General features: G+C 55.0%; 18 protein-coding genes. 10 read left to right on the forward strand and 8 right to left on the reverse strand.

Annotated elements, in window-relative coordinates:
- Window positions 1-57: 57 nt before the first annotated feature.
- Window positions 58-441 (forward strand): fluoride efflux transporter CrcB, encoded by a 384-nt coding sequence (crcB, locus tag ACOKCT_RS03435; protein ID WP_420193156.1) that lies wholly within the window; start codon window positions 58-60, stop codon window positions 439-441.
- 220 nt (window positions 442-661) lie between these two features.
- Here the strand turns inward: crcB and cspE are convergent, their stop codons facing one another.
- Window positions 662-871, reverse strand: a complete 210-nt coding sequence (gene cspE, locus ACOKCT_RS03440; protein ID WP_002439184.1) for a transcription antiterminator/RNA stability regulator CspE — start codon at window positions 869-871, stop codon at window positions 662-664.
- A 190-nt stretch (window positions 872-1,061) separates the two neighbouring features.
- Entirely contained in the window at window positions 1,062-1,637 is a 576-nt protein-coding gene (gene pagP / locus ACOKCT_RS03445; protein WP_255410820.1) for a lipid IV(A) palmitoyltransferase PagP, read from the reverse strand.
- Between the two features lie 714 nt (window positions 1,638-2,351).
- Between pagP and dcuC the strand changes: the two genes are divergently transcribed.
- Both dcuC and rna read left to right on the forward strand, forming a co-directional pair.
- Window positions 2,352-3,725 (forward strand): anaerobic C4-dicarboxylate transporter DcuC, encoded by a 1,374-nt coding sequence (dcuC, locus tag ACOKCT_RS03450; protein WP_114387673.1) that lies wholly within the window; start codon window positions 2,352-2,354, stop codon window positions 3,723-3,725.
- A gap of 88 nt (window positions 3,726-3,813) precedes the next feature.
- Window positions 3,814-4,623: a ribonuclease I gene (gene rna, locus ACOKCT_RS03455; RefSeq protein WP_420193157.1), complete on the forward strand. Its 810-nt coding sequence runs from the start codon at window positions 3,814-3,816 to the stop codon at window positions 4,621-4,623.
- A 4-nt stretch (window positions 4,624-4,627) separates the two neighbouring features.
- Here the strand turns inward: rna and ACOKCT_RS03460 are convergent, their stop codons facing one another.
- Window positions 4,628-5,248 carry a flavin reductase family protein gene (locus tag ACOKCT_RS03460; protein WP_420193158.1) on the reverse strand — a complete coding sequence of 207 codons (621 nt, stop codon included), beginning with the start codon at window positions 5,246-5,248 and terminating at the stop codon, window positions 4,628-4,630.
- Window positions 5,249-5,645: 397 nt separating this feature from the next.
- On the opposite strand from ACOKCT_RS03460, the gene rnk reads away from it, so the two are divergent.
- Entirely contained in the window at window positions 5,646-6,056 is a 411-nt protein-coding gene (rnk, locus tag ACOKCT_RS03465) for a nucleoside diphosphate kinase regulator (protein WP_103178653.1), read from the forward strand.
- A 71-nt stretch (window positions 6,057-6,127) separates the two neighbouring features.
- Here rnk and ACOKCT_RS03470 read toward each other — a convergent pair whose 3' ends face one another.
- On the reverse strand, window positions 6,128-7,366 hold the full coding sequence (locus ACOKCT_RS03470) for a zinc-dependent alcohol dehydrogenase (RefSeq protein WP_159339297.1): 1,239 nt from the start codon (window positions 7,364-7,366) through the stop codon (window positions 6,128-6,130).
- A 202-nt stretch (window positions 7,367-7,568) separates the two neighbouring features.
- Between ACOKCT_RS03470 and uspG the strand changes: the two genes are divergently transcribed.
- On the forward strand, window positions 7,569-7,997 hold the full coding sequence (uspG, locus tag ACOKCT_RS03475) for a universal stress protein UspG (RefSeq protein ID WP_103178651.1): 429 nt from the start codon (window positions 7,569-7,571) through the stop codon (window positions 7,995-7,997).
- 56 nt (window positions 7,998-8,053) lie between these two features.
- On the opposite strand, the gene ahpF is transcribed toward uspG, so the two are convergent.
- Both ahpF and ahpC read right to left on the reverse strand, forming a co-directional pair.
- Window positions 8,054-9,619, reverse strand: coding sequence for an alkyl hydroperoxide reductase subunit F (gene ahpF / locus ACOKCT_RS03480; protein ID WP_180209094.1), 1,566 nt, complete (start codon window positions 9,617-9,619; stop codon window positions 8,054-8,056).
- Window positions 9,620-9,934: 315 nt separating this feature from the next.
- Window positions 9,935-10,498: an alkyl hydroperoxide reductase subunit C gene (gene ahpC, locus ACOKCT_RS03485; protein ID WP_103178649.1), complete on the reverse strand. Its 564-nt coding sequence runs from the start codon at window positions 10,496-10,498 to the stop codon at window positions 9,935-9,937.
- A gap of 714 nt (window positions 10,499-11,212) precedes the next feature.
- On the opposite strand from ahpC, the gene citR reads away from it, so the two are divergent.
- Window positions 11,213-12,127 carry a DNA-binding transcriptional repressor CitR gene (gene citR, locus ACOKCT_RS03490; protein WP_103178648.1) on the forward strand — a complete coding sequence of 305 codons (915 nt, stop codon included), beginning with the start codon at window positions 11,213-11,215 and terminating at the stop codon, window positions 12,125-12,127.
- Between the two features lie 109 nt (window positions 12,128-12,236).
- On the opposite strand, the gene ACOKCT_RS03495 is transcribed toward citR, so the two are convergent.
- Complete coding sequence (locus ACOKCT_RS03495) at window positions 12,237-13,397, reverse strand: pyridoxal phosphate-dependent aminotransferase (RefSeq protein WP_159339299.1); 1,161 nt, start codon at window positions 13,395-13,397, stop codon at window positions 12,237-12,239.
- Between the two features lie 124 nt (window positions 13,398-13,521).
- On the opposite strand from ACOKCT_RS03495, the gene ACOKCT_RS03500 reads away from it, so the two are divergent.
- Genes ACOKCT_RS03500 through ACOKCT_RS03510 form a run of 3 tightly spaced genes read left to right on the forward strand, consistent with a single transcriptional unit; the run spans window position 13,522 to window position 15,361 of the window.
- Entirely contained in the window at window positions 13,522-14,136 is a 615-nt protein-coding gene (locus ACOKCT_RS03500) for a methylthioribulose 1-phosphate dehydratase (protein WP_159339300.1), read from the forward strand.
- Window positions 14,133-14,822, forward strand: a complete 690-nt coding sequence (gene mtnC, locus ACOKCT_RS03505; RefSeq protein WP_103178645.1) for an acireductone synthase — start codon at window positions 14,133-14,135, stop codon at window positions 14,820-14,822. Before ACOKCT_RS03500 ends, mtnC begins: the two co-directional genes overlap by 4 nt.
- Window positions 14,819-15,361: a 1,2-dihydroxy-3-keto-5-methylthiopentene dioxygenase gene (locus ACOKCT_RS03510; RefSeq protein ID WP_156654082.1), complete on the forward strand. Its 543-nt coding sequence runs from the start codon at window positions 14,819-14,821 to the stop codon at window positions 15,359-15,361. Before mtnC ends, ACOKCT_RS03510 begins: the two co-directional genes overlap by 4 nt.
- An 87-nt stretch (window positions 15,362-15,448) precedes the next feature.
- Here the strand turns inward: ACOKCT_RS03510 and mtnA are convergent, their stop codons facing one another.
- The gene (gene mtnA / locus ACOKCT_RS03515; RefSeq protein WP_159339301.1) at window positions 15,449-16,477 is read right to left on the reverse strand and encodes an S-methyl-5-thioribose-1-phosphate isomerase; all 1,029 of its coding nucleotides are present in this window, start codon (window positions 16,475-16,477) and stop codon (window positions 15,449-15,451) included.
- A gap of 105 nt (window positions 16,478-16,582) precedes the next feature.
- Here mtnA and mtnK point away from each other — a divergent pair, with 105 nt between their 5' ends.
- The gene (gene mtnK / locus ACOKCT_RS03520; RefSeq protein WP_420193159.1) at window positions 16,583-17,782 is read left to right on the forward strand and encodes an S-methyl-5-thioribose kinase; all 1,200 of its coding nucleotides are present in this window, start codon (window positions 16,583-16,585) and stop codon (window positions 17,780-17,782) included.
- The last annotated feature ends 85 nt before the right edge of the window (window positions 17,783-17,867 follow it).

The following is a 17,867-nucleotide window of genomic DNA, read 5'->3' on the forward strand; positions in this document are numbered from 1 at the left end:
CTGCCTCAAACGGCGTTACACTCATAGCCCTTACACATCAAACAGCAGGTATTGTTCGTGTTTCAACTACTTTTAGCCGTTTTTATCGGTGGGGGCACAGGAAGCGTGGCGCGCTGGCTGTTGAGCATGCGGTTTAATCTGCTGCATCAGCAAATCCCGTTCGGCACGCTGGCAGCGAATCTCACGGGTGCCTTTATTATTGGCCTGGGGCTGGCGTGGTTCAACAGGATGACTCACATCGATCCGGTGTGGAAATTATTGATCACCACCGGCTTCTGCGGCGGGCTGACCACGTTCTCAACCTTCTCGGCGGAAGTGGTGTTCCTGTTACAGGATGGCCGCGCCGCCTGGGCGCTGCTGAACGTCGCGGTCAATCTGCTGGGCTCGCTAATGATGACCGCGCTCGCATTTTGGTTAGTTTCTGCAATTAACGCACACTAAAACCACGGCCCTTAATGTTGGCTTAATTTTTCTCAGGCACCCTTGAGGCAGTTGACTGAGAGGGCGTGGGAATGAAAGAGAAAATGGCAAGCGCAGGGGCGGTGATGTTGGGCATACTGATTATCGCCAGCTTTCTGAAACTGTACATGTTTAGCTGAGCTGAAAACGAAAAAAACCCGCTCGGTGAGCGGGTTTTGAAATTCTTGCTGTCTCGTCTGAATTACAGAGCGATTACGTTAGCAGCAGAAGGGCCTTTGGCACCGTTAGTGATTTCAAACTCAACGCGCTGACCTTCAGCCAGAGTTTTGAAACCATTGCTCTGGATTGCAGAGAAGTGTACGAACACGTCTTTGCTGCCATCTTCCGGAGTAATGAAACCGAATCCTTTGGACTCATTAAACCACTTAACGTTACCTTTAATCTTAGACATCAAAATTACCTTTACATGAAAATTGGACACAAATGCTGTGTCGGGTATCAGTACAACAATTGTTAGCGGTTTTGTCCAGTGGCTTTTTGAAGAAAAGTGACAAAAGTCGCGTTAATTTTTCCTGCCCAATTTTTATCCTTTACTATTCAATAACTGGCTATTAAATCACCAGCGTGTAAAGTTTTTTCAGTTAAAACTGAAACCGCATCCAGGCGAAGTAAACGTTGCCGTTGTTATAGGTACCGGGGATGTAGGTCATCTGGAAGGTTGCCGGACCATATCCCACAGAAGCCAGCGGTAAGAGCACCGGAACGGGGATGTAATTCCAGTTATCGCGCGCCGTCACTGCAGCAGTAAACCCGAGCCCCAGGTGGAGGTTGTCATCGGCCAGCGGCCGCCAGGTTTTCTCCCAGCCGTAGCCCGCAATCGGCTCCCATTTATTGTAAGAGTCTTTAAACGCCATGGCATAAAGTCCATGCCAGTTACCTTTTTCATCCCAGCGCGACTGGCCCGCTCCCGCGCCCCACGGACGTTCGTTATAGCGATCGGTCTTCTCTTTATCGTAGGCAAAGCGGGCATGCCAGGTGATGGCGGGGACATAGAGATCGTAATGCTGGGGCGCCTCCCAGGTTTCAACCATATCGTTGTGGATCGTTTTGACCCAGTCCCTGAGAGTAGGCACATCTTTAGCCATTGCCGCAGTTGAAAAAGGTAACTGAGCAAAAATAAAAGAAAAAATAAGGAAAGATTTATTAAAAAACGTCACAATCAAATTACCATTTTCATATTCACCGCGTCTTCTCGCACAGAATAGCGGAATGGAAACATGACGACATTGGCGTTTATCTTAATTATTCAGCGCAGCAGATAAGAATTGTCCTGATAAAAAATGGCTTACCGCAAAATATTAAGATGCTTTTAAGAAAAATTAATGATGATGCAATAGCTTATATAGCACACGAATAGCTTACCCCCTATCGCAGCGGTGTTGCGGGGCTCCTATACCGTCGAGAAACCCGCCAACCCCCCACTCCTCAGGCTGGCAACACGCATCGCGCCAGGACGCCTTTGCCGGATATTTATCCGCATTGAAATAACGACTAAAAAGGTAATATTTTTATCCGCATAAGCCCATCTTAAATATATTTTAAGAGCGATCCGAGCGGTAAAATATTATCCGCGAAGTGACGGTTAAAGCGTATTGAAATTTGATTATCTGAATGTATCGGTTTCTTTCTGCAGCAGAGAGACGCCAGAGGCTGGTTTAAGGAGTGTGGTGATCGCGCGTCGACACGCGAACCAGGACCAACCAGCGAAGATACATAGCGCTGCAGCAGAAAATCGGCAACAACGACGCTTTAGTCGCCGATTTATTGATTTTAGTCAGCGAGACCGGGCCATTATTTCGGCACATTTTGTCACCTTATTTTCATTGCTACTTTATCCTTCGCTCTGGGGGCGTCGGGAAACAGAGGAAACCATGCTAACGTTTATCGAGCTCCTGATCGGGGTGGTTGTTATTGTCGGCGTCGCACGCTACATCATTAAAGGTTACTCCGCTACCGGGGTGCTCTTTGTCGGCGGTCTGACTCTGTTGATTGTCAGTGCCCTGATGGGTCACCAGGTGCTGCCGTCCAGTGCCACCAGCACCGGTTACACCGCAACCGACATCATTGAATATATCAAAATCCTGCTGATGAGCCGCGGTGGCGATCTGGGGATGATGATCATGATGCTCTGCGGCTTTGCCGCCTATATGACCCACATCGGCGCCAATGATATGGTCGTTAAGCTGGCCTCAAAGCCGCTGAGCTATATCAACTCCCCTTACCTGCTGATGATTGCCGCCTATTTTGTCGCCTGCCTGATGTCACTGGCCGTGTCGTCAGCGACGGGCCTCGGGGTACTGTTGATGGCGACCCTGTTTCCGGTAATGGTCAACGTGGGGATCAGTCGCGGTGCGGCGGCAGCCATCTGTGCCTCCCCGGCAGCGATTATTCTCTCCCCCACCTCCGGTGACGTGGTGCTGGCCGCTAAAGCCGCGGAGATGCCGCTGATCGATTTCGCCTTTAAAACCACCCTGCCGATCTCTATTGCCGCCATTATCGGCATGGCAATTGCGCACTTCTTCTGGCAGCGCTACCTCGATAATAAAGAGAACATCTCGCACGAACGCCTCGACGTCAGCGAAATCACCACCACCGCCCCCTCCTTCTATGCAATTCTGCCGTTTACGCCCATCGTCGGCGTGCTGATTTTCGACGGCAAATGGGGTCCGGAACTGCATATCATCACCATTCTGGTGCTCTGCATGCTGATTGCCGCACTGCTGGAATTTGTTCGCGGCTTCAATACTCAGAAGGTCTTTAGCGGCCTGGAAGTGGCCTATCGCGGCATGGCGGATGCTTTCGCCGGGGTGGTGATGCTGCTGGTGGCGGCCGGGGTCTTTGCCCAGGGGCTGAGCACTATCGGCTTTATCCAGAGCCTGATCTCCATCGCCACCTCGTTTGGTTCGGCGAGTATCATCCTGATGATGGTGCTGGTTGTCCTGACCATGCTGGCGGCGATGACCACCGGCTCCGGTAATGCGCCGTTCTACGCCTTCGTGGAGATGATCCCGAAACTGGCGCACTCGTCCGGTATTAACCCGGCCTATCTCACCATCCCGATGCTGCAGGCCTCCAACCTGGGCCGCACCATCTCCCCGGTTTCCGGTGTGGTGGTCGCCGTTGCCGGGATGGCGAAGATTTCGCCGTTCGAAGTGGTAAAACGCACCTCTGTTCCGGTGCTGGTGGGGCTGATTATCGTGATTATTGCCACAGAAGTACTGGTGCCTGGCACCGCCGTGGGCTAAGCCACGCCACAGCATAAAGCGCCTGCGGGCGCTTTTTGTGCTTTAATAAGCACCAGCAATATTTTGCATTCAACCATCAGGAATTGACATGTTCAGAAAGGATTTCGTTTTGCCTGTCAGCGTAACCGCAGTTGCGCTGTGCGCTTTCCCGGCGCAGGCCGCCCCGCTTCAGGCGACGCAATATGCGGATTTCGATCGCTACGTGCTGGCGCTCTCATGGCAATCTGGTTTTTGCCAGAGCCTGCATGACCGCAACCGCGCAGCGCCAGATGAGTGCCGCCTGCAAAAAGAGCGTAACGACAAAACGACGATCCTCACCGTTCACGGCCTGTGGCCGGGCTTGCCGAAATCTATCGCCGCTCGCGGCGTCGACGATCGCCGCTGGATGCGCTATGGCTGCGCCACCCGCCCCATTCCCAATATGCCGGAGGCAAAAGCCAGCCGTAAATGCGACGCCGCCGAGACCGGCCTGTCGCTGACCGGTGCCGCGAAGCTAAATGAGGTGATGCCCGGCGCAGGCGGCAACTCCTGCCTCGAACGTTACGAATATGCCAAACACGGCGTCTGCTTTGGGTTCGATCCCGACGCCTATTTCGGCACCATGGTGCGCATGAACCAGGAAGTCAAAGCCAGCCCGCTGGGGCAGTTCCTCGCGGCCAACTACGGCAAAACCGTCACCCGCAGCGCCTTTGACGCCGCCGTCGCCAGAAGCTGGGGGCCGACAACGGTGAAAGCCGTCAAGCTCAGCTGCAGCGGTAATCCGGCCTATCTCACGGAAATACAGCTTTCCCTCACCGCGGCCAGCATCAACGCCCCGCTGGCAACCTCCTCATTTGTGCCACAGCCGCATCCGGGCAACTGTGGCAAACAGTTTGTGATCGACAAAATCGGTTACTGAGATATTACCCTTTTCGCGCGTCCGGGCGGACCAGGTCAAAGCGTTGATCCTCGCTAATGGCGAAGTACGCCGTCGGGCCACCGGCGCGCAGCACCGGCTGGGCTTTCACCGTCTGATAGATCCCGTCCTGCAGCAGGTTTTCGTCAATGTGGATCCCCACCACTTCCCCCAGTACCAGCCAGGTATCGACCGGAGCGCCGCTGGCAGCGGTCAGCTGGATACACTGGGACAGGCGGCACTCGAAATTGACCGGACTTTCGGCGACGCGCGGCACCTTCACCAGCTGGCTCTCCGCTTTAGTCAGCCCGGCACGTAAAAACTCATCCTCCCCGTGCGCGAGGCTGGCAGAGGTCTCATTCATGGCGCTGGCCAGCTCACGGGTGGTGAGATTCCAGACAAACTCCCCGGTCTCGACAATATTGCGCACGCTGTCCTTCCAGCCGGTGCTGGCAAAACCGATGATGGGCGGATGGTAATTAAAACAGTTGAAGAAGCTGTAGGGGGCCAGATTGGGGCGTCCTTCAGGATCGCATGAGGCAATCCAGCCAATCGGACGTGGGCCAACAATGGCGTTAAGTGGATCGTGCGGCAGGCCGTGTCCCTGGGAAGGTTGATAAAAGTACATAGCGCTCTCTGAACAGGTTTGGAATGTAAACCGGCAGGCACGGATTACGCTTCGCTCATCCCCCTGCCCCAAGAGGATCAGCGTAACGCAATCCGTATGAAATGAAGAATGAATATGTGTCGTTTATCGACGCTTATCAGCGGCGCTTACTTTGTAAGGGCGCATAAAAAGGATAATCCAAATCGGCGAACGATCACGTTTTTCGTACAAAATTCATACTATAGAGGCAGATGACAGCCTGGAACTCAATCCACACCATGAATGTGACAGCCATCACTTCAAACCCGGGCGCAGACTCAGTATTATCAGTTATCGTTAAACCCTCGCTACCGGATGGCGAGGGTTTTCTTTTGGCATCTTCTGCGGTTGTCGCAGCATTAACGACATGGAGTAAATAATGTCCAGACCCACCATTATCATTAACGAACTCGATGCTGAACGTATCGACCGCCTGCTGGAGCAACCGGCCTTTGCATCGCTACCCGTCGCAGATGCCCTGAACGCTGAACTGGATCGTGCCCAGATGTGTGCCCCGCAGGACATGCCGTCTGACGTGGTCACCATGAACAGCCAGGTGAAATTCCGCGATCTGACCACTGGCGAAGTGCGTACCCGCACGCTGGTCTACCCGGCGCAGATGACCGACAGCAGCACGCAACTGTCGGTCCTGGCACCGGTGGGGGCCGCGTTGATTGGCCTGCGTACCGGCGACACTATCCATTGGGAACTGCCAGGCGGTACCGCCACGCATCTGGAGGTGCTGGAACTGCTCTGGCAGCCTGAAGCAGCAGGCGAATACCTGCGCTAAGCCCATCTGAATAAGCGTTTACGCGCTTAACCCAGAGGATGCCCGGGCATCCTCTTTCCGGCCTTCCGCTATCAGATCACGCCGCCAGGCATAGGGTTGACCAGCCCCGTGACCCGCTCTTTTGCCACTTCCGCGCTTTGTGCACCAGGCACCAGAATAATTTTCCGGCACTCTTCCTGACGCTTATCAAAGATCTCATATCCGCGAGCCGCCTCTTCAAACGGCATATAATGGGTGACGATCTCTTCAGGCGTGAGCAGCCCCTGCTCGATCAGCGGCAACAGTTCACCCAGCCAGGCATGAACGTCAGTCTGCCCCATTTTAAAGGTGAGCCCTTTGTCAAAGGCATCGCCAAACAGGAAACCATGAATAAAGCCGGCATAGACGCCCGGCACGCTGACGATCCCACCGCGCCGTACCGCAGCAATACACTGCCGCAGGGCTTTACCGCTGCTGCCCTCGAGCTTGAGGTTGGTCAGCACCGTTTCCGTGGTGCTCCCTTTCGCCTCAAAACCTACCGCATCGATAACAGCATCCACCCCACGCTGACCCCGGGTCTGCTCAATGATTTTTTCTGCGGCATCGTCGTCGCGATCGAAGTTAATGGGGATCGCGCCGTAACGATCCTGGGCGAAGCGCAGTCGGTAGTCGTGATGATCGACGATAAAAATCTGCTCGGCCCCGAGGTAACGTGCGCAGGCAACGGTCAGGAGGCCTACTGGCCCGGCGCCAAATACCGCGACGCTGCTGCCCTGAGTGATCTGGGCATTTTTGGCGGCCTGCCAGGCAGTGGGCAGGATGTCCGACATGAACAGGGCCTTATCATCTGACAGCAGCGGCGGCACCTTAAAGGGGCCGACGTTGCCTTTTGGCACGCGGACATATTCCGCCTGGCCGCCGGGCACACCACCGTAAAGATGGCTATAGCCAAAAAGCGCAGCCGGAGGTGGGATCTGTTTTTTATTCAGGGAAGCGCCGCGCCCGCTGTTGGTATTTTCACAGGCGGCATAATGCTGCAGGCGGCAGAAAAAGCAGTCGCCGCAGGCAATCACAAAGGGGATCACTACCCGATCGCCCTTAGCGAGGTTTTTCACCTCTCGGCCGGTCTCTACCACTTCCCCCATAAACTCATGGCCGAAGATATCGCCATGTTCCACCTTCGGGATCTTCCCATGATAGAGATGCAGATCAGAACCGCAGATCGCGGTGGCGGTGATGCGCAGAATAATATCGTCAGCTTGCTCGATGGCCGGATCGGGTACCGTTTCAACCTTAACGTTATGTGGGCCATGATACGTCAATGCTTTCATTCGACCTCCGGATTCAGAGAAAAAATGCGGGTTTACCTTAAAAGGGTAGCCATCAGCGGGGATATACCGGGAAATTGCACGGCTTTGGGATTATTCCTGGCCTACAAGCGCGACGATATTAAAAAATGCCTGCCAGCTATCAGAATTTGCTTATATTTTGTGTTTGAATGGAATAAGCGTAAATAAACAGGGAGAAACGGGTATGTACCAGACGATTATTATGCCGGTGGATGTTTTTGAGATGGAATTGAGCGACAAGGCGATTCGCCACGCTGAATTCCTGGCGCAGCAGGATGGTATTATTCACTTACTGCATGTTTTACCGGGCTCGTCCACCTTCGGATTGCATCGCTTTGCCGCCGATATGCGCCGCTTTGAAGAGCATATCGAAAAAGAAGCACAAGCCCGGCTGCAGACCATGATCGGCCACTTCAGCATCGACTCCTCACGTCTCAGAACCCATGTCTGTTTTGGTCACGTGCGTGACGTCGTGAATGAGATGGCCAGCGAGCTGAAGGCCGATATCGTGGTGATCGGGTCGCGTAACCCGTCAATCTCCACCCATCTGCTGGGGTCGAACGCCTCCAGCGTGATCCGCCACGCCTTTGTGCCGGTGCTGGTCGTGAGATAAAAAAAAGAGGCTACCCCAGGGTAGCCTCTTTACAGTGCAGGTGTTGTCTTACGTTCTTATGCTGTTTTGGTACGAATCAGATGATCAAAGGCGCTCAGTGACGCTTTCGCCCCTTCGCCAGTGGCGATGATGATCTGTTTGTACGGTACGGTGGTGCAGTCGCCCGCCGCAAATACGCCCTTCACGCTGGTCTCACACTTGGCGTCGATGATGATCTCGCCCATGCGGTTACGCTCAATGGCGCCTTCCAGCCAGGTGGTGTTCGGCAGCAGACCAATCTGCACAAAGATCCCCGAAAGCTGAACGCTGTGTACGTCACCGCTCACGCGGTCGCGGTACTCAAGGCCGGTCACTTTACTGCCATCGCCTGTCACTTCGGTGGTCTGCGCGTTCAGGATGATGTCGACGTTGTTCAGGCTGCGCACTTTATCCTGCAGGACCTGATCGGCTTTCATCTCTGGCGCAAACTCCAGCAGCGTGACGTGCTCCACGATACCGGCGAGGTCGATGGCCGCTTCCACACCGGAGTTACCGCCACCAATTACCGCCACGCGTTTGCCTTTGAAGAGCGGGCCGTCGCAGTGCGGGCAGTAGGTTACCCCTTTGGTGCGATACTGTTCTTCGCCAGGCACGTTCATGTTGCGCCATTTGGCACCGGTAGCAATGATCACGCTGCGCGCTTTCAGCACGGCACCAGATGCCGTTTCAATCTGGTGGAAACCGCCTTCCTGCGCTGCCGGCACCAGTTTGCTGGCGCTCTGGCTGTCGATCACATCCACTTCATATTCGCTGACGTGCGCTTTCAGGGCGCCAGCCAGTTTCTGACCTTCGGTTTTAGGCACGGAGATATAGTTTTCAATATCCACCGTATCCAGTACCTGGCCGCCAAAGCGTTCGCCCATCAGACCGGTGCGAATACCTTTACGGGCAGAGTAAACCGCAGCCGCCGCACCCGCCGGGCCGGAACCGACAATCAGCACGTCATAGGCATCACGCTTGTTCAGCTCTTCTGCTGCACGTTTTTCCGCGCCGGTATCCACTTTAGCGACGATTTCAGCCAGCGTCATACGACCCTGACCGAACTCTTTACCGTTCACAAACACCGCCGGAACACCCATCACGTTACGATCGGTGATTTCGTTCTGGAACACCCCGCCGTCAATGGCGGTGTGTTTGATGCGCGGGTTCAGCACCGCCATCAGGTTCAGCGCCTGCACCACGTCCGGGCAGTTATGGCAGGAGAGCGAGTAGTAGGTTTCGAATTCAAAATCACCATCCAGGTCGCGGATCTGCTCAAGTAATGCCTGCGCTTCCTTCGACGGATGACCACCGGTCCACAGCAGGGCCAGCACCAGTGAGGTAAATTCATGTCCCAGCGGAGAACCGGCAAAGCGCGGCCCCTGGGTCGAACCTGGGTTGGTGATCAGGAAAGAGGGTTTACGCACCGCAAGGGCGTTATCTTCCTTAAAAGTGACCTTTTCGGACAGGTCGGCGATCTCCGCCAGCAGTTCCTTGATTTCTGCCGATTTAGCGCTGTCATCCAGCGTGGCAATCAGCTCAACAGGTTTGGTCAGCTTCTCAAGGTAGGCTTTGAGCTGGGTTTTCATATTTGTGTCGAGCATTCTTTATCTCCTGCTTAAAAAACATCATCATGCAAGCGGCCTAATCCTGGCTGCCTGAGTGCAACTTGCATCATGGTGCTGGAATGAAATGGGCGCGGATGCGCCCATTGAATGCCGGGTGGCACTTCGTTTACCCGGCCTGCGTTTTGTAGGCCTGTGCAAGCGCAGCGCCGCCGGGCGTTGCAAACGAATCTCCAAAGTGGTACGCGTCAGAGCAAGGCGGCTAGCCTGTGAGTCCCCGGGAGCTTACATAAGTAAGTGACCGGGGTGAGCAGGCGACGCCAACGCCGCTATGGCGCGAAATACGACGGAAATTTAGATTTTGCCAACCAGGTCCAGGGACGGAGCCAGAGTCGCGTCGCCTTCTTTCCATTTCGCCGGGCAAACTTCGCCTGGGTGAGAAGCAACGTACTGAGCCGCTTTCACTTTACGCAGCAGGTCAGATGCGTCACGGCCGATGCCTTCAGCTGTAACTTCTACCGCCTGGATGATGCCCTGCGGGTCAACGATGAAAGTACCACGGTCTGCCAGACCCTGATCTTCACGCATGTTGTCAAAGTTACGGGTCAGGGCGCCAGTTGGGTCGCCGATCATCGCATATTTGATTTTCGCGATGGTTTCAGAGCTGCTGTGCCATGCTTTGTGCGTGAAGTGGGTGTCAGTAGAGACAGAGTAGATATCTACGCCCAGCTTCTGGAACTCGCTGTAGTGGTCAGCAACGTCACCCAGTTCAGTCGGGCAGACGAAGGTGAAGTCAGCTGGATAGAAGAAGAAGACGCTCCAGCGACCTTCGGTATCTTTCTCGGTAACTTCGATGAATTCACCGTTTTTGAACGCCTGGTTTTTGAAAGGTTTGATTTTGGTATTAATTAAAGACATCTGTACTTCCTCCGTGTTTTCGTTGAGGTGTAAGGTACCGAACTTTGCCGATCCGGGCTAATGCGTTTGCATTATCAAATCAATCAGCGATACCTAACAACCTTTCACAAGAAACTGCGTGAACTAAAAAAGTAAAAAGGCCGCCTTGACGGCGGCCCTGATACCTGAGCTACCCGGGGGTAACATCAGTGCCAGCCGAAGCTGGCGATGTGTTGCGCTCTACATGACCTTTAGTCAGGCCGTGACAGCAAAGGGGATTACACCACCCCCTCAACGAAAGGGCAATTCGCTGACAGGGTAATAATACCTATGGCTGTGATAGGTTTTACCGAACCCGCGCTTTGCGAGTGATTTTATAGGGGATCATGGATAAGCCAGGCGCAGCGGCCACGCTGGCGCGCTGTTATACGAATAGCCAGAATGAATTACAGCAGGTGGCCAGCCTGGCGAATAAGGAACAGCTTAATAGGATGATGAGTAAGCCTTAATACCTGACTGGCAGCGTAATAGCAACGCTTTTGCCCGCCTTTTTATGGTGAAAATTACTATAATAATTGTTCGGCCTTTATTTAATTAATTTGCAGCCATGATATATTAAGTTGAAATTTAAATTATCTTAAGTTATCCGATCAAATGGATGATGAATGGCAAACTTACTTCTATAGTTATTATTTATATGATAATGCCATTCAGAGAGCTTACTCAGGACGAATCATGGCTAACCTTTACGATTTGAAAAAATTTGACCTTAATCTGTTGGTGATTTTTGAGTGCATTTACCAGCATCTCAGTATCAGCAAAGCAGCAGAAACGCTATTTATTACCCCCTCTGCGGTGAGCCAGTCACTGCAACGATTACGTAATCAGCTGAACGATCCGCTGTTTATCCGCTCCGGTAAAGGCATCTCCCCGACGACGGTGGGGGTCAATTTACATATGCATCTCGAACAAAATCTGAATAGTATCGAGCAGACGATCAATATCATGCATGGCTCGGCGCTGAAGAAGAACTTTGTTATCTACTGCCCGCAGGTCATGACGAGAGGCCCATTGATCGCGTCGATGAAACTGTTGATGCGTGAGCATAATTATGAAATTGAATACCACGACATGCTGCTGGCGGCCGACTCGGCGGAAGACCTGTTAGCCTACCGTAAAGCTGACCTGGTCTTCTCTTTCGCCCCGATAGCCAACCGGTCGATTGTCTGCACTCGCTACCTCGATTTACCCGTGGTGACGGTGTGTCGTCAGGATCACCCGCGCATCGGCTCGGTTGCCACTCAGGAAGAACTGAGTAAGGAAAAATACACTTTCTTTATGAGTGATGAACCGGGCGTTAAAGTCTTTCAGATGCAGGCAGAAAACTCGTTTCCGGACAGGAAAATCGCTTTCCGCTGTGACTCCTTTTTTTCACTGATTATGATGGTAGGTTCATCAAACTTACTCGGCTTTATGCCTGAGGCGGTATATGAACAGTATCGTGAGGCATTTAATCTGAAAAAAATTGAGGTCCCTTTTACCTTACCCACCCTGAATGTTTATATGCTGTATAACCGCACGGCATTAAATAGCAGCGTATTCTCTACTTTTGTCGAGCAAGTGAGTGCCGAGGGTTTTCAGTATGAGTAACAAGGTCTGATGGGAATTGAATCACACTGTTAATACTATTACAAAATAAATACGCAGAAATTATTTTATAATTCTGCGTATTAGAACCCACTGATTTATATTTATTTTATTATAATTTGTTCAGCTGTTCTGCCGCCGCCAGTAATGTCGTCTCCTGCTTGGCAAAACAGAGGCGAATAAGTTTATGCGGGAACGGGTCAGCACAGAATACCGACAGCGGGATCGCCGCCACCCCTACCTCTTTGGTTAACCATTGGCAAAAACTGACGTCATCCAGATCGTAGATTGCACTGTAGTCCGCCAGCAGGAAATAGGTCCCTTCGCAGGGCAGAATTTCCAGACGACTTTCACTCAACGCCCCGATAAAGCGATCCCGGCGGGCGCGATAAAAGTCCGGCAGCTCACGGTAGTGTTCCGGCTGGTGGCGCAGCATATCAGCAATTGCCAGCTGTGCCGGGGTATTGACCGCAAACGTCAGGAACTGATGCACCTTACGCAGTTCGGCGCTGATCGCAGCAGGCGCCACGCAGTACCCCACTTTCCAGCCGGTCATATGGAACGTTTTGCCAAAAGAGGAGACGGCAACGGCCCGCTCGCGCAGCTGCGGATGCGCAAGCACGCTGGCATGCCCCGCCTCTGCAAAGCAGATATGCTCGTACACTTCATCGCTCAGCACATAGATTTCGCGTTCCGCAATGGCCTGCCAGAGCACGGCAAAATCCGCCTGCCGCCATACCGTCGCAGAGGGATTGTGCGGCGTGTTCAAAATAACCAGCCGGGTTTTCTCACTGAGCAGTGCCGCGAAGGCCTGCCAGTCCGGGCGAAAGTGCGGCGGCTGGAGCGCCACGCGCTTTACCACCCCACCCGATAACGCAATCGCCGGGGCATAGCTGTCGTAGCTTGGGTCAAAGCAGATGACCTCGTCGCCGGTACGCACCAGGGCGGTGATTGCGGCGTAGAGGGCCTCAGTCGCCCCGGCGGTGACGGTGATGTCGCTATTAGCATCCGGTTGATAGCCATACAGTTCCGCGGTTTTATCGGCAATCGCTTCGCGCAGCGGTTGCGCCCCCGTCATCGGCGCATACTGGTTCGCACCGTTCGCCACATGCCAGGCCAGACGTTGCTGAAGGTAGTCCGGGCCATCGAAATCGGGAAAACCCTGCGACAGATTTATGGCGTTGTATTGCTGCGCCAGAGCGCTCATTTGCGTGAAGATCGTGGTGCCGAGAGCCGGAAGTTTGCTGTCTGGAATCAAGGGGTTATTACGCATGTCGACGGACCTGTATGTAATACATATGTTGCTGCCACTATAACACGATGCTAGTATTTGGCAATCAAGACGCTTAGACGTCTAAACCATAATGATATTCCTGGCCGAAGAGGTAAGAAGGAAGATGACAGACGACCTGCGACTCACAGCACTGGTGGATGCCTGCCACTGGATCGGCGCAAAGGGATGGGCACCCGCCACCGGGGGCAATATGTCCGTGCGGCAGGATGAGACCTGGTGCTGGCTCAGCGAGTCCGGCAAAGACAAAGGCAGCCTGACGCCCGCGGATTTCCTGCAGGTTGAGATTGCCACCAACCGCGCCCCCTCCGGGCGTAAGCCTTCCGCAGAAACTGGCCTGCATACTCTGATTTATCGCCTCTTCCCGGAGGCCAACGCGGTGCTGCATGTGCATACGGTCAACGCCACGGTGCTCTCCCGACTGGTGAAAACGCCGGAGCTACGCCTCAGCGGCTTTGAGATGCAGAAATCACTCCGCGGCCAGACCAGCCACCTCGATACGGTGCCCATCGCCGTGTTTGATAACGACCAGGATATCGACGCCCTGGCCTCGCGAATCGCCCATTACGGTCGGGAGCGCCCGCTGAATTATGGTTTTCTTCTGCGCGGTCATGGCTTAACCTGCTGGGGACGCGACGTGGCCGAAGCCCGGCGTCACCTTGAAGGCCTCGAATTCCTGTTCGAGTGCGAGATGCGTTTACGACAACTGGAGAGAGTATGATTCGCGCGATTGTGACGGATATTGAAGGCACCACCAGCGATATTCGTTTTGTCCACAATGTTCTGTTCCCTTATGCGCGCGAGCGGCTGGCGGCCTTTATCAACGCCCAGCAGTATGCCGAACCGGTCAACACCATTCTGGACAATCTGCGCGAAGAGATTGACCAGCCGCAGGCCAGCACCCGGGATCTGATTGACACCCTGTTCGCCTTTATGGATGACGATCGCAAATCGACAGCGCTCAAAGCGTTGCAGGGGATCATCTGGCGGGAGGGTTACGTCAACGGCGACTTCACCGGCCATCTCTATCCGGACGTTCTGCCCTCTCTCGAAAAATGGAAAGCGCAGGGCATTGATCTCTATGTTTATTCCTCCGGCTCCGTGGCGGCGCAGAAACTGTTATTTGGCTACAGCGACGAAGGTGATATTACTCATCTGTTCAGCGGCTATTTTGATACCCACATAGGTGCCAAGCGCGAGGTAGCGTCTTATCAGAATATTGCGGCCCAGATTGGCGCAGCCCCCTCGCAGATCCTCTTCCTGTCGGATATTCATCAGGAGCTGGATGCCGCGGAACAGGCCGGTTTTCGCACCCTGCAGCTGATTCGCGGCGATGAGGACGGGGCCAGCCATCACCATCAGGTGCATCAGTTTGACGACATCAATCCGGAGCAGATCCCTTCATGAGCGCATTGACCATTTATTCAGATAAAGAAGCCAGCCAGCCGGAGTGGCACAGCACCGACGCTGAGGCGATCCAGCAGCAGCTGAACGCCCGCGGCGTCCGCTTTGAGCGCTGGGAAGCCGACCGCGATCTGGGCCGCGATCCGTCGCCGGAGACGGTGATTAATGCCTACCAGCACGCCATCGATAAGCTGGTGGCGGAGAAGGGCTACCAGAGCTGGGATGTCATCAGCCTGCGCGCGGATAACCCGCAAAAAGAGGCCCTGCGGGCGAAGTTTCTCAATGAACACACCCACGGCGAAGATGAAGTGCGTTTCTTTGTTGAAGGCGCCGGGCTGTTCTGCCTGCACATTGGCGACCAGGTCTGTCAGGTGTTATGCGAGAAGAACGACCTGATCTCCGTTCCCGCCGGTACGCCGCACTGGTTTGATATGGGCTCTGAGCCGAACTTTACCGCGATCCGGATTTTCGATAACCCGGAAGGCTGGGTGGCGCAGTTTACCGGGGATGCGATTGCAGATAGCTATCCGAGATTGCCGTAGCACCATGCCCTGCCCGGCGGCGCTGCGCTTGCACGGACCTACAAACGGTTTGTAGGCCGGGTAAGCGTTAGCGCCACCCGGCATTATTCAGACCGCACCCTTGCCAAAAAATCCCTTCGCCACCTCTTCCGGCCGCACCACGCCCGTATCCAGCACCCACCCACTTATCAGTGACGCTGGCGTGACGTCGAACGCCGGGTTATAGACCTGTGCGTCAGTGGGCGCCCACTGCACCGCACCGAAGCTCCCCGCCACGCCGGTCACTTCCCGGGCATCGCGCTGTTCAATAGGGATCGCCTCCCCGTTCGGGCAGTTCGGATCGAGCGTGGTTTGCGGGGCGGCCACATAGAAGGGAATACCGTGGAATTTCGCCAGTACCGCCAGGGAGTAGGTGCCGATTTTATTCGCCACATCGCCGTTAGCGGCAATGCGATCCGCCCCCACCCACACCGCGTCCACCTGGCCTTTGGCCATCAGGCTGGCGGCCATTGAATCGGTGATCAGACTATACGGCACGCCCAGCTCACCCAGCTCCCAGGCCGTCAGCCTGCCGCCCTGCAACAGCGGACGGGTCTCATCCACCCAGACGTTGCTGACCTTGCCCTGCTGATGGGCAAGGGCAATCACCCCCAGCGCGGTGCCCACACCGGCGGTCGCCAGGCCACCGGTATTGCAATGGGTGAGCAGGCGGCTGCCGGGCTTCACCAGCGCGCTGCCTGCATGGGCAATCGCGTCGCAGAGCTGCTTATCTTCGTCGATCAGGCGCAGCGCCTCTGCCCCCAGCGCCGGGACAAAATCCTCCTGCCACAGCGCCAGTTTCATACGGTCGAGATTGTTCATCAGGTTGACCGCGGTCGGACGCGAGGCGCGCAGCGTCTCCAGCGCCACCGCCAGTTCATCCCGGCTATGGCCGTTTTCCGCCAGCAGCGCCAACAGCAGGCTGGCAGAAAGCCCAATCAGCGGCGCGCCCCGCACGCGCAGGGCGTGAATATGTCCCACCAGCGCCTCTACCGTTGTCGCATCCAGCCAGCGTTTCTCCTGCGGAAGCGCCTGTTGGTCGAGAATAAATAGCTGATTTTCCGTCACCCGCAGGCTGGTCGTCTGTAATCTCTGCATGTCGTTAATTCTCTGTTGCGTTGTTGTAGCACATTGTGTCAGGATAAAATTTAGATGTATAGACGTCTAAATGTCTTTATTACCGGAACAGATGAGGAACAAGCAATGTCGCAATACCATACCTTTACCGCTCAGGACGCCGTAGCGTATGCCCAACAGTTTGGCGGCCTCGACGATCCCGCCTCGCTGGTAGAGGCGCAGGAGGTAGGCGACGGTAACCTCAATCTGGTGTTTAAAATCTTCGATAACCAGGGCGTCAGCCGCATCATCGTAAAGCAGGCCCTGCCCTACGTGCGCTGCGTGGGGGAATCCTGGCCGCTGACGCTGGATCGCGCCCGCCTCGAAGCGCAAACTCTGGTGGAGCACTATCAGCACAGCCCGCAGCATACGGTCAAAATCCACCACTTCGACCCGGATCTGGCGGTGATGGTGATGGAAGATCTCTCCAGCCATAAGATCTGGCGCGGGGAGCTGATCAACAATGTGTTTTACCCCCAGGCAGCACGTCAGCTGGGGGAGTACCTCGCTCACGCCCTGTTCCACACCAGCGATTTTTACCTGCACCCGCATACCAAAAAAGCGCAGGTGGCGAAGTTCCTCAACCCGGCGATGTGCGAGATCACCGAAGATCTCTTCTTCAACGATCCGTACCAGATCCACGCGCGTAACAACTACCCGGCGGCGCTGGAAAGCGACGTGGCCGCCCTGCGCGACGACGCCCAGCTGAAAATTGCCGTCGCCGCCCTGAAACACCGCTTCTTCTCCCAGGCCGAAGCGCTGCTGCACGGCGACATTCACAGCGGCTCGATTTTTGTCGCCGAGGACAGCCTGAAGGCCATTGACGCCGAGTTCGGTTATTTCGGCCCGATTGGGTTTGATATCGGCACCGCCATCGGCAACCTGCTGCTGAACTTCTGCGGCCTGCCGGGCCACCTTGGCATCCGGGATGCAGCGGCCGGGCGTGAACAGCGCCTGATCGATATCCAGGAACTCTGGAATACCTTCGCGGAACGTTTCCAGGCGCTGGCAACGGAGAAATCCCGCGATGCGGCGCTCAGCGTGCCGGGTTATGCCAGCGCGTTTCTGAAAAAGGTCTGGCACGACGCGATTGGCTTCTGCGGCACCGAGCTGATCCGCCGCAGCGTGGGCCTGTCACACGTGGCGGATATCGACACCATCCGTGATGACGAGATGCGCCACGAATGCCTGCGCCACGCCATTACGCTCGGTAAAGCGTTAATCGTCATTGCCGACCGTATCGACAGCGTGGATGAGCTGGTGGCGCGGGTGCGTCAGTACAGTTAGGTGCGGTCTGTTTGCCAGGTGGCGCTAACGCTTACCGGGCCTACGATTCGAATGTAGGCCCGGTAAGGCGATGCCGCCACCCGGC

The sequence above is a fragment of the Leclercia sp. M-A074-M genome, from assembly GCF_965195605.1.
Classification (GTDB): domain Bacteria; phylum Pseudomonadota; class Gammaproteobacteria; order Enterobacterales; family Enterobacteriaceae; genus Enterobacter.

Coding starts and splice junctions, on each gene's coding strand:
- cspE (WP_002439184.1), bottom strand. CDS start 871: ATGTCTAAGATTAAAGGTAACGTTAAGTGGTTTAATGAGTCCAAAGGA.
- ACOKCT_RS03510 (WP_156654082.1), top strand. CDS start 14,819: ATGAGCGCATTGACCATTTATTCAGATAAAGAAGCCAGCCAGCCGGAG.
- ahpC (WP_103178649.1), bottom strand. CDS start 10,498: ATGTCTTTAATTAATACCAAAATCAAACCTTTCAAAAACCAGGCGTTC.
- dcuC (WP_114387673.1), top strand. CDS start 2,352: ATGCTAACGTTTATCGAGCTCCTGATCGGGGTGGTTGTTATTGTCGGC.
- mtnC (WP_103178645.1), top strand. CDS start 14,133: ATGATTCGCGCGATTGTGACGGATATTGAAGGCACCACCAGCGATATT.
- mtnK (WP_420193159.1), top strand. CDS start 16,583: ATGTCGCAATACCATACCTTTACCGCTCAGGACGCCGTAGCGTATGCC.
- ACOKCT_RS03495 (WP_159339299.1), bottom strand. CDS start 13,397: ATGCGTAATAACCCCTTGATTCCAGACAGCAAACTTCCGGCTCTCGGC.
- rnk (WP_103178653.1), top strand. CDS start 5,646: ATGTCCAGACCCACCATTATCATTAACGAACTCGATGCTGAACGTATC.
- ahpF (WP_180209094.1), bottom strand. CDS start 9,619: ATGCTCGACACAAATATGAAAACCCAGCTCAAAGCCTACCTTGAGAAG.
- uspG (WP_103178651.1), top strand. CDS start 7,569: ATGTACCAGACGATTATTATGCCGGTGGATGTTTTTGAGATGGAATTG.
- ACOKCT_RS03470 (WP_159339297.1), bottom strand. CDS start 7,366: ATGAAAGCATTGACGTATCATGGCCCACATAACGTTAAGGTTGAAACG.
- citR (WP_103178648.1), top strand. CDS start 11,213: ATGGCTAACCTTTACGATTTGAAAAAATTTGACCTTAATCTGTTGGTG.
- ACOKCT_RS03500 (WP_159339300.1), top strand. CDS start 13,522: ATGACAGACGACCTGCGACTCACAGCACTGGTGGATGCCTGCCACTGG.
- mtnA (WP_159339301.1), bottom strand. CDS start 16,477: ATGCAGAGATTACAGACGACCAGCCTGCGGGTGACGGAAAATCAGCTA.
- ACOKCT_RS03460 (WP_420193158.1), bottom strand. CDS start 5,248: ATGTACTTTTATCAACCTTCCCAGGGACACGGCCTGCCGCACGATCCA.
- rna (WP_420193157.1), top strand. CDS start 3,814: ATGTTCAGAAAGGATTTCGTTTTGCCTGTCAGCGTAACCGCAGTTGCG.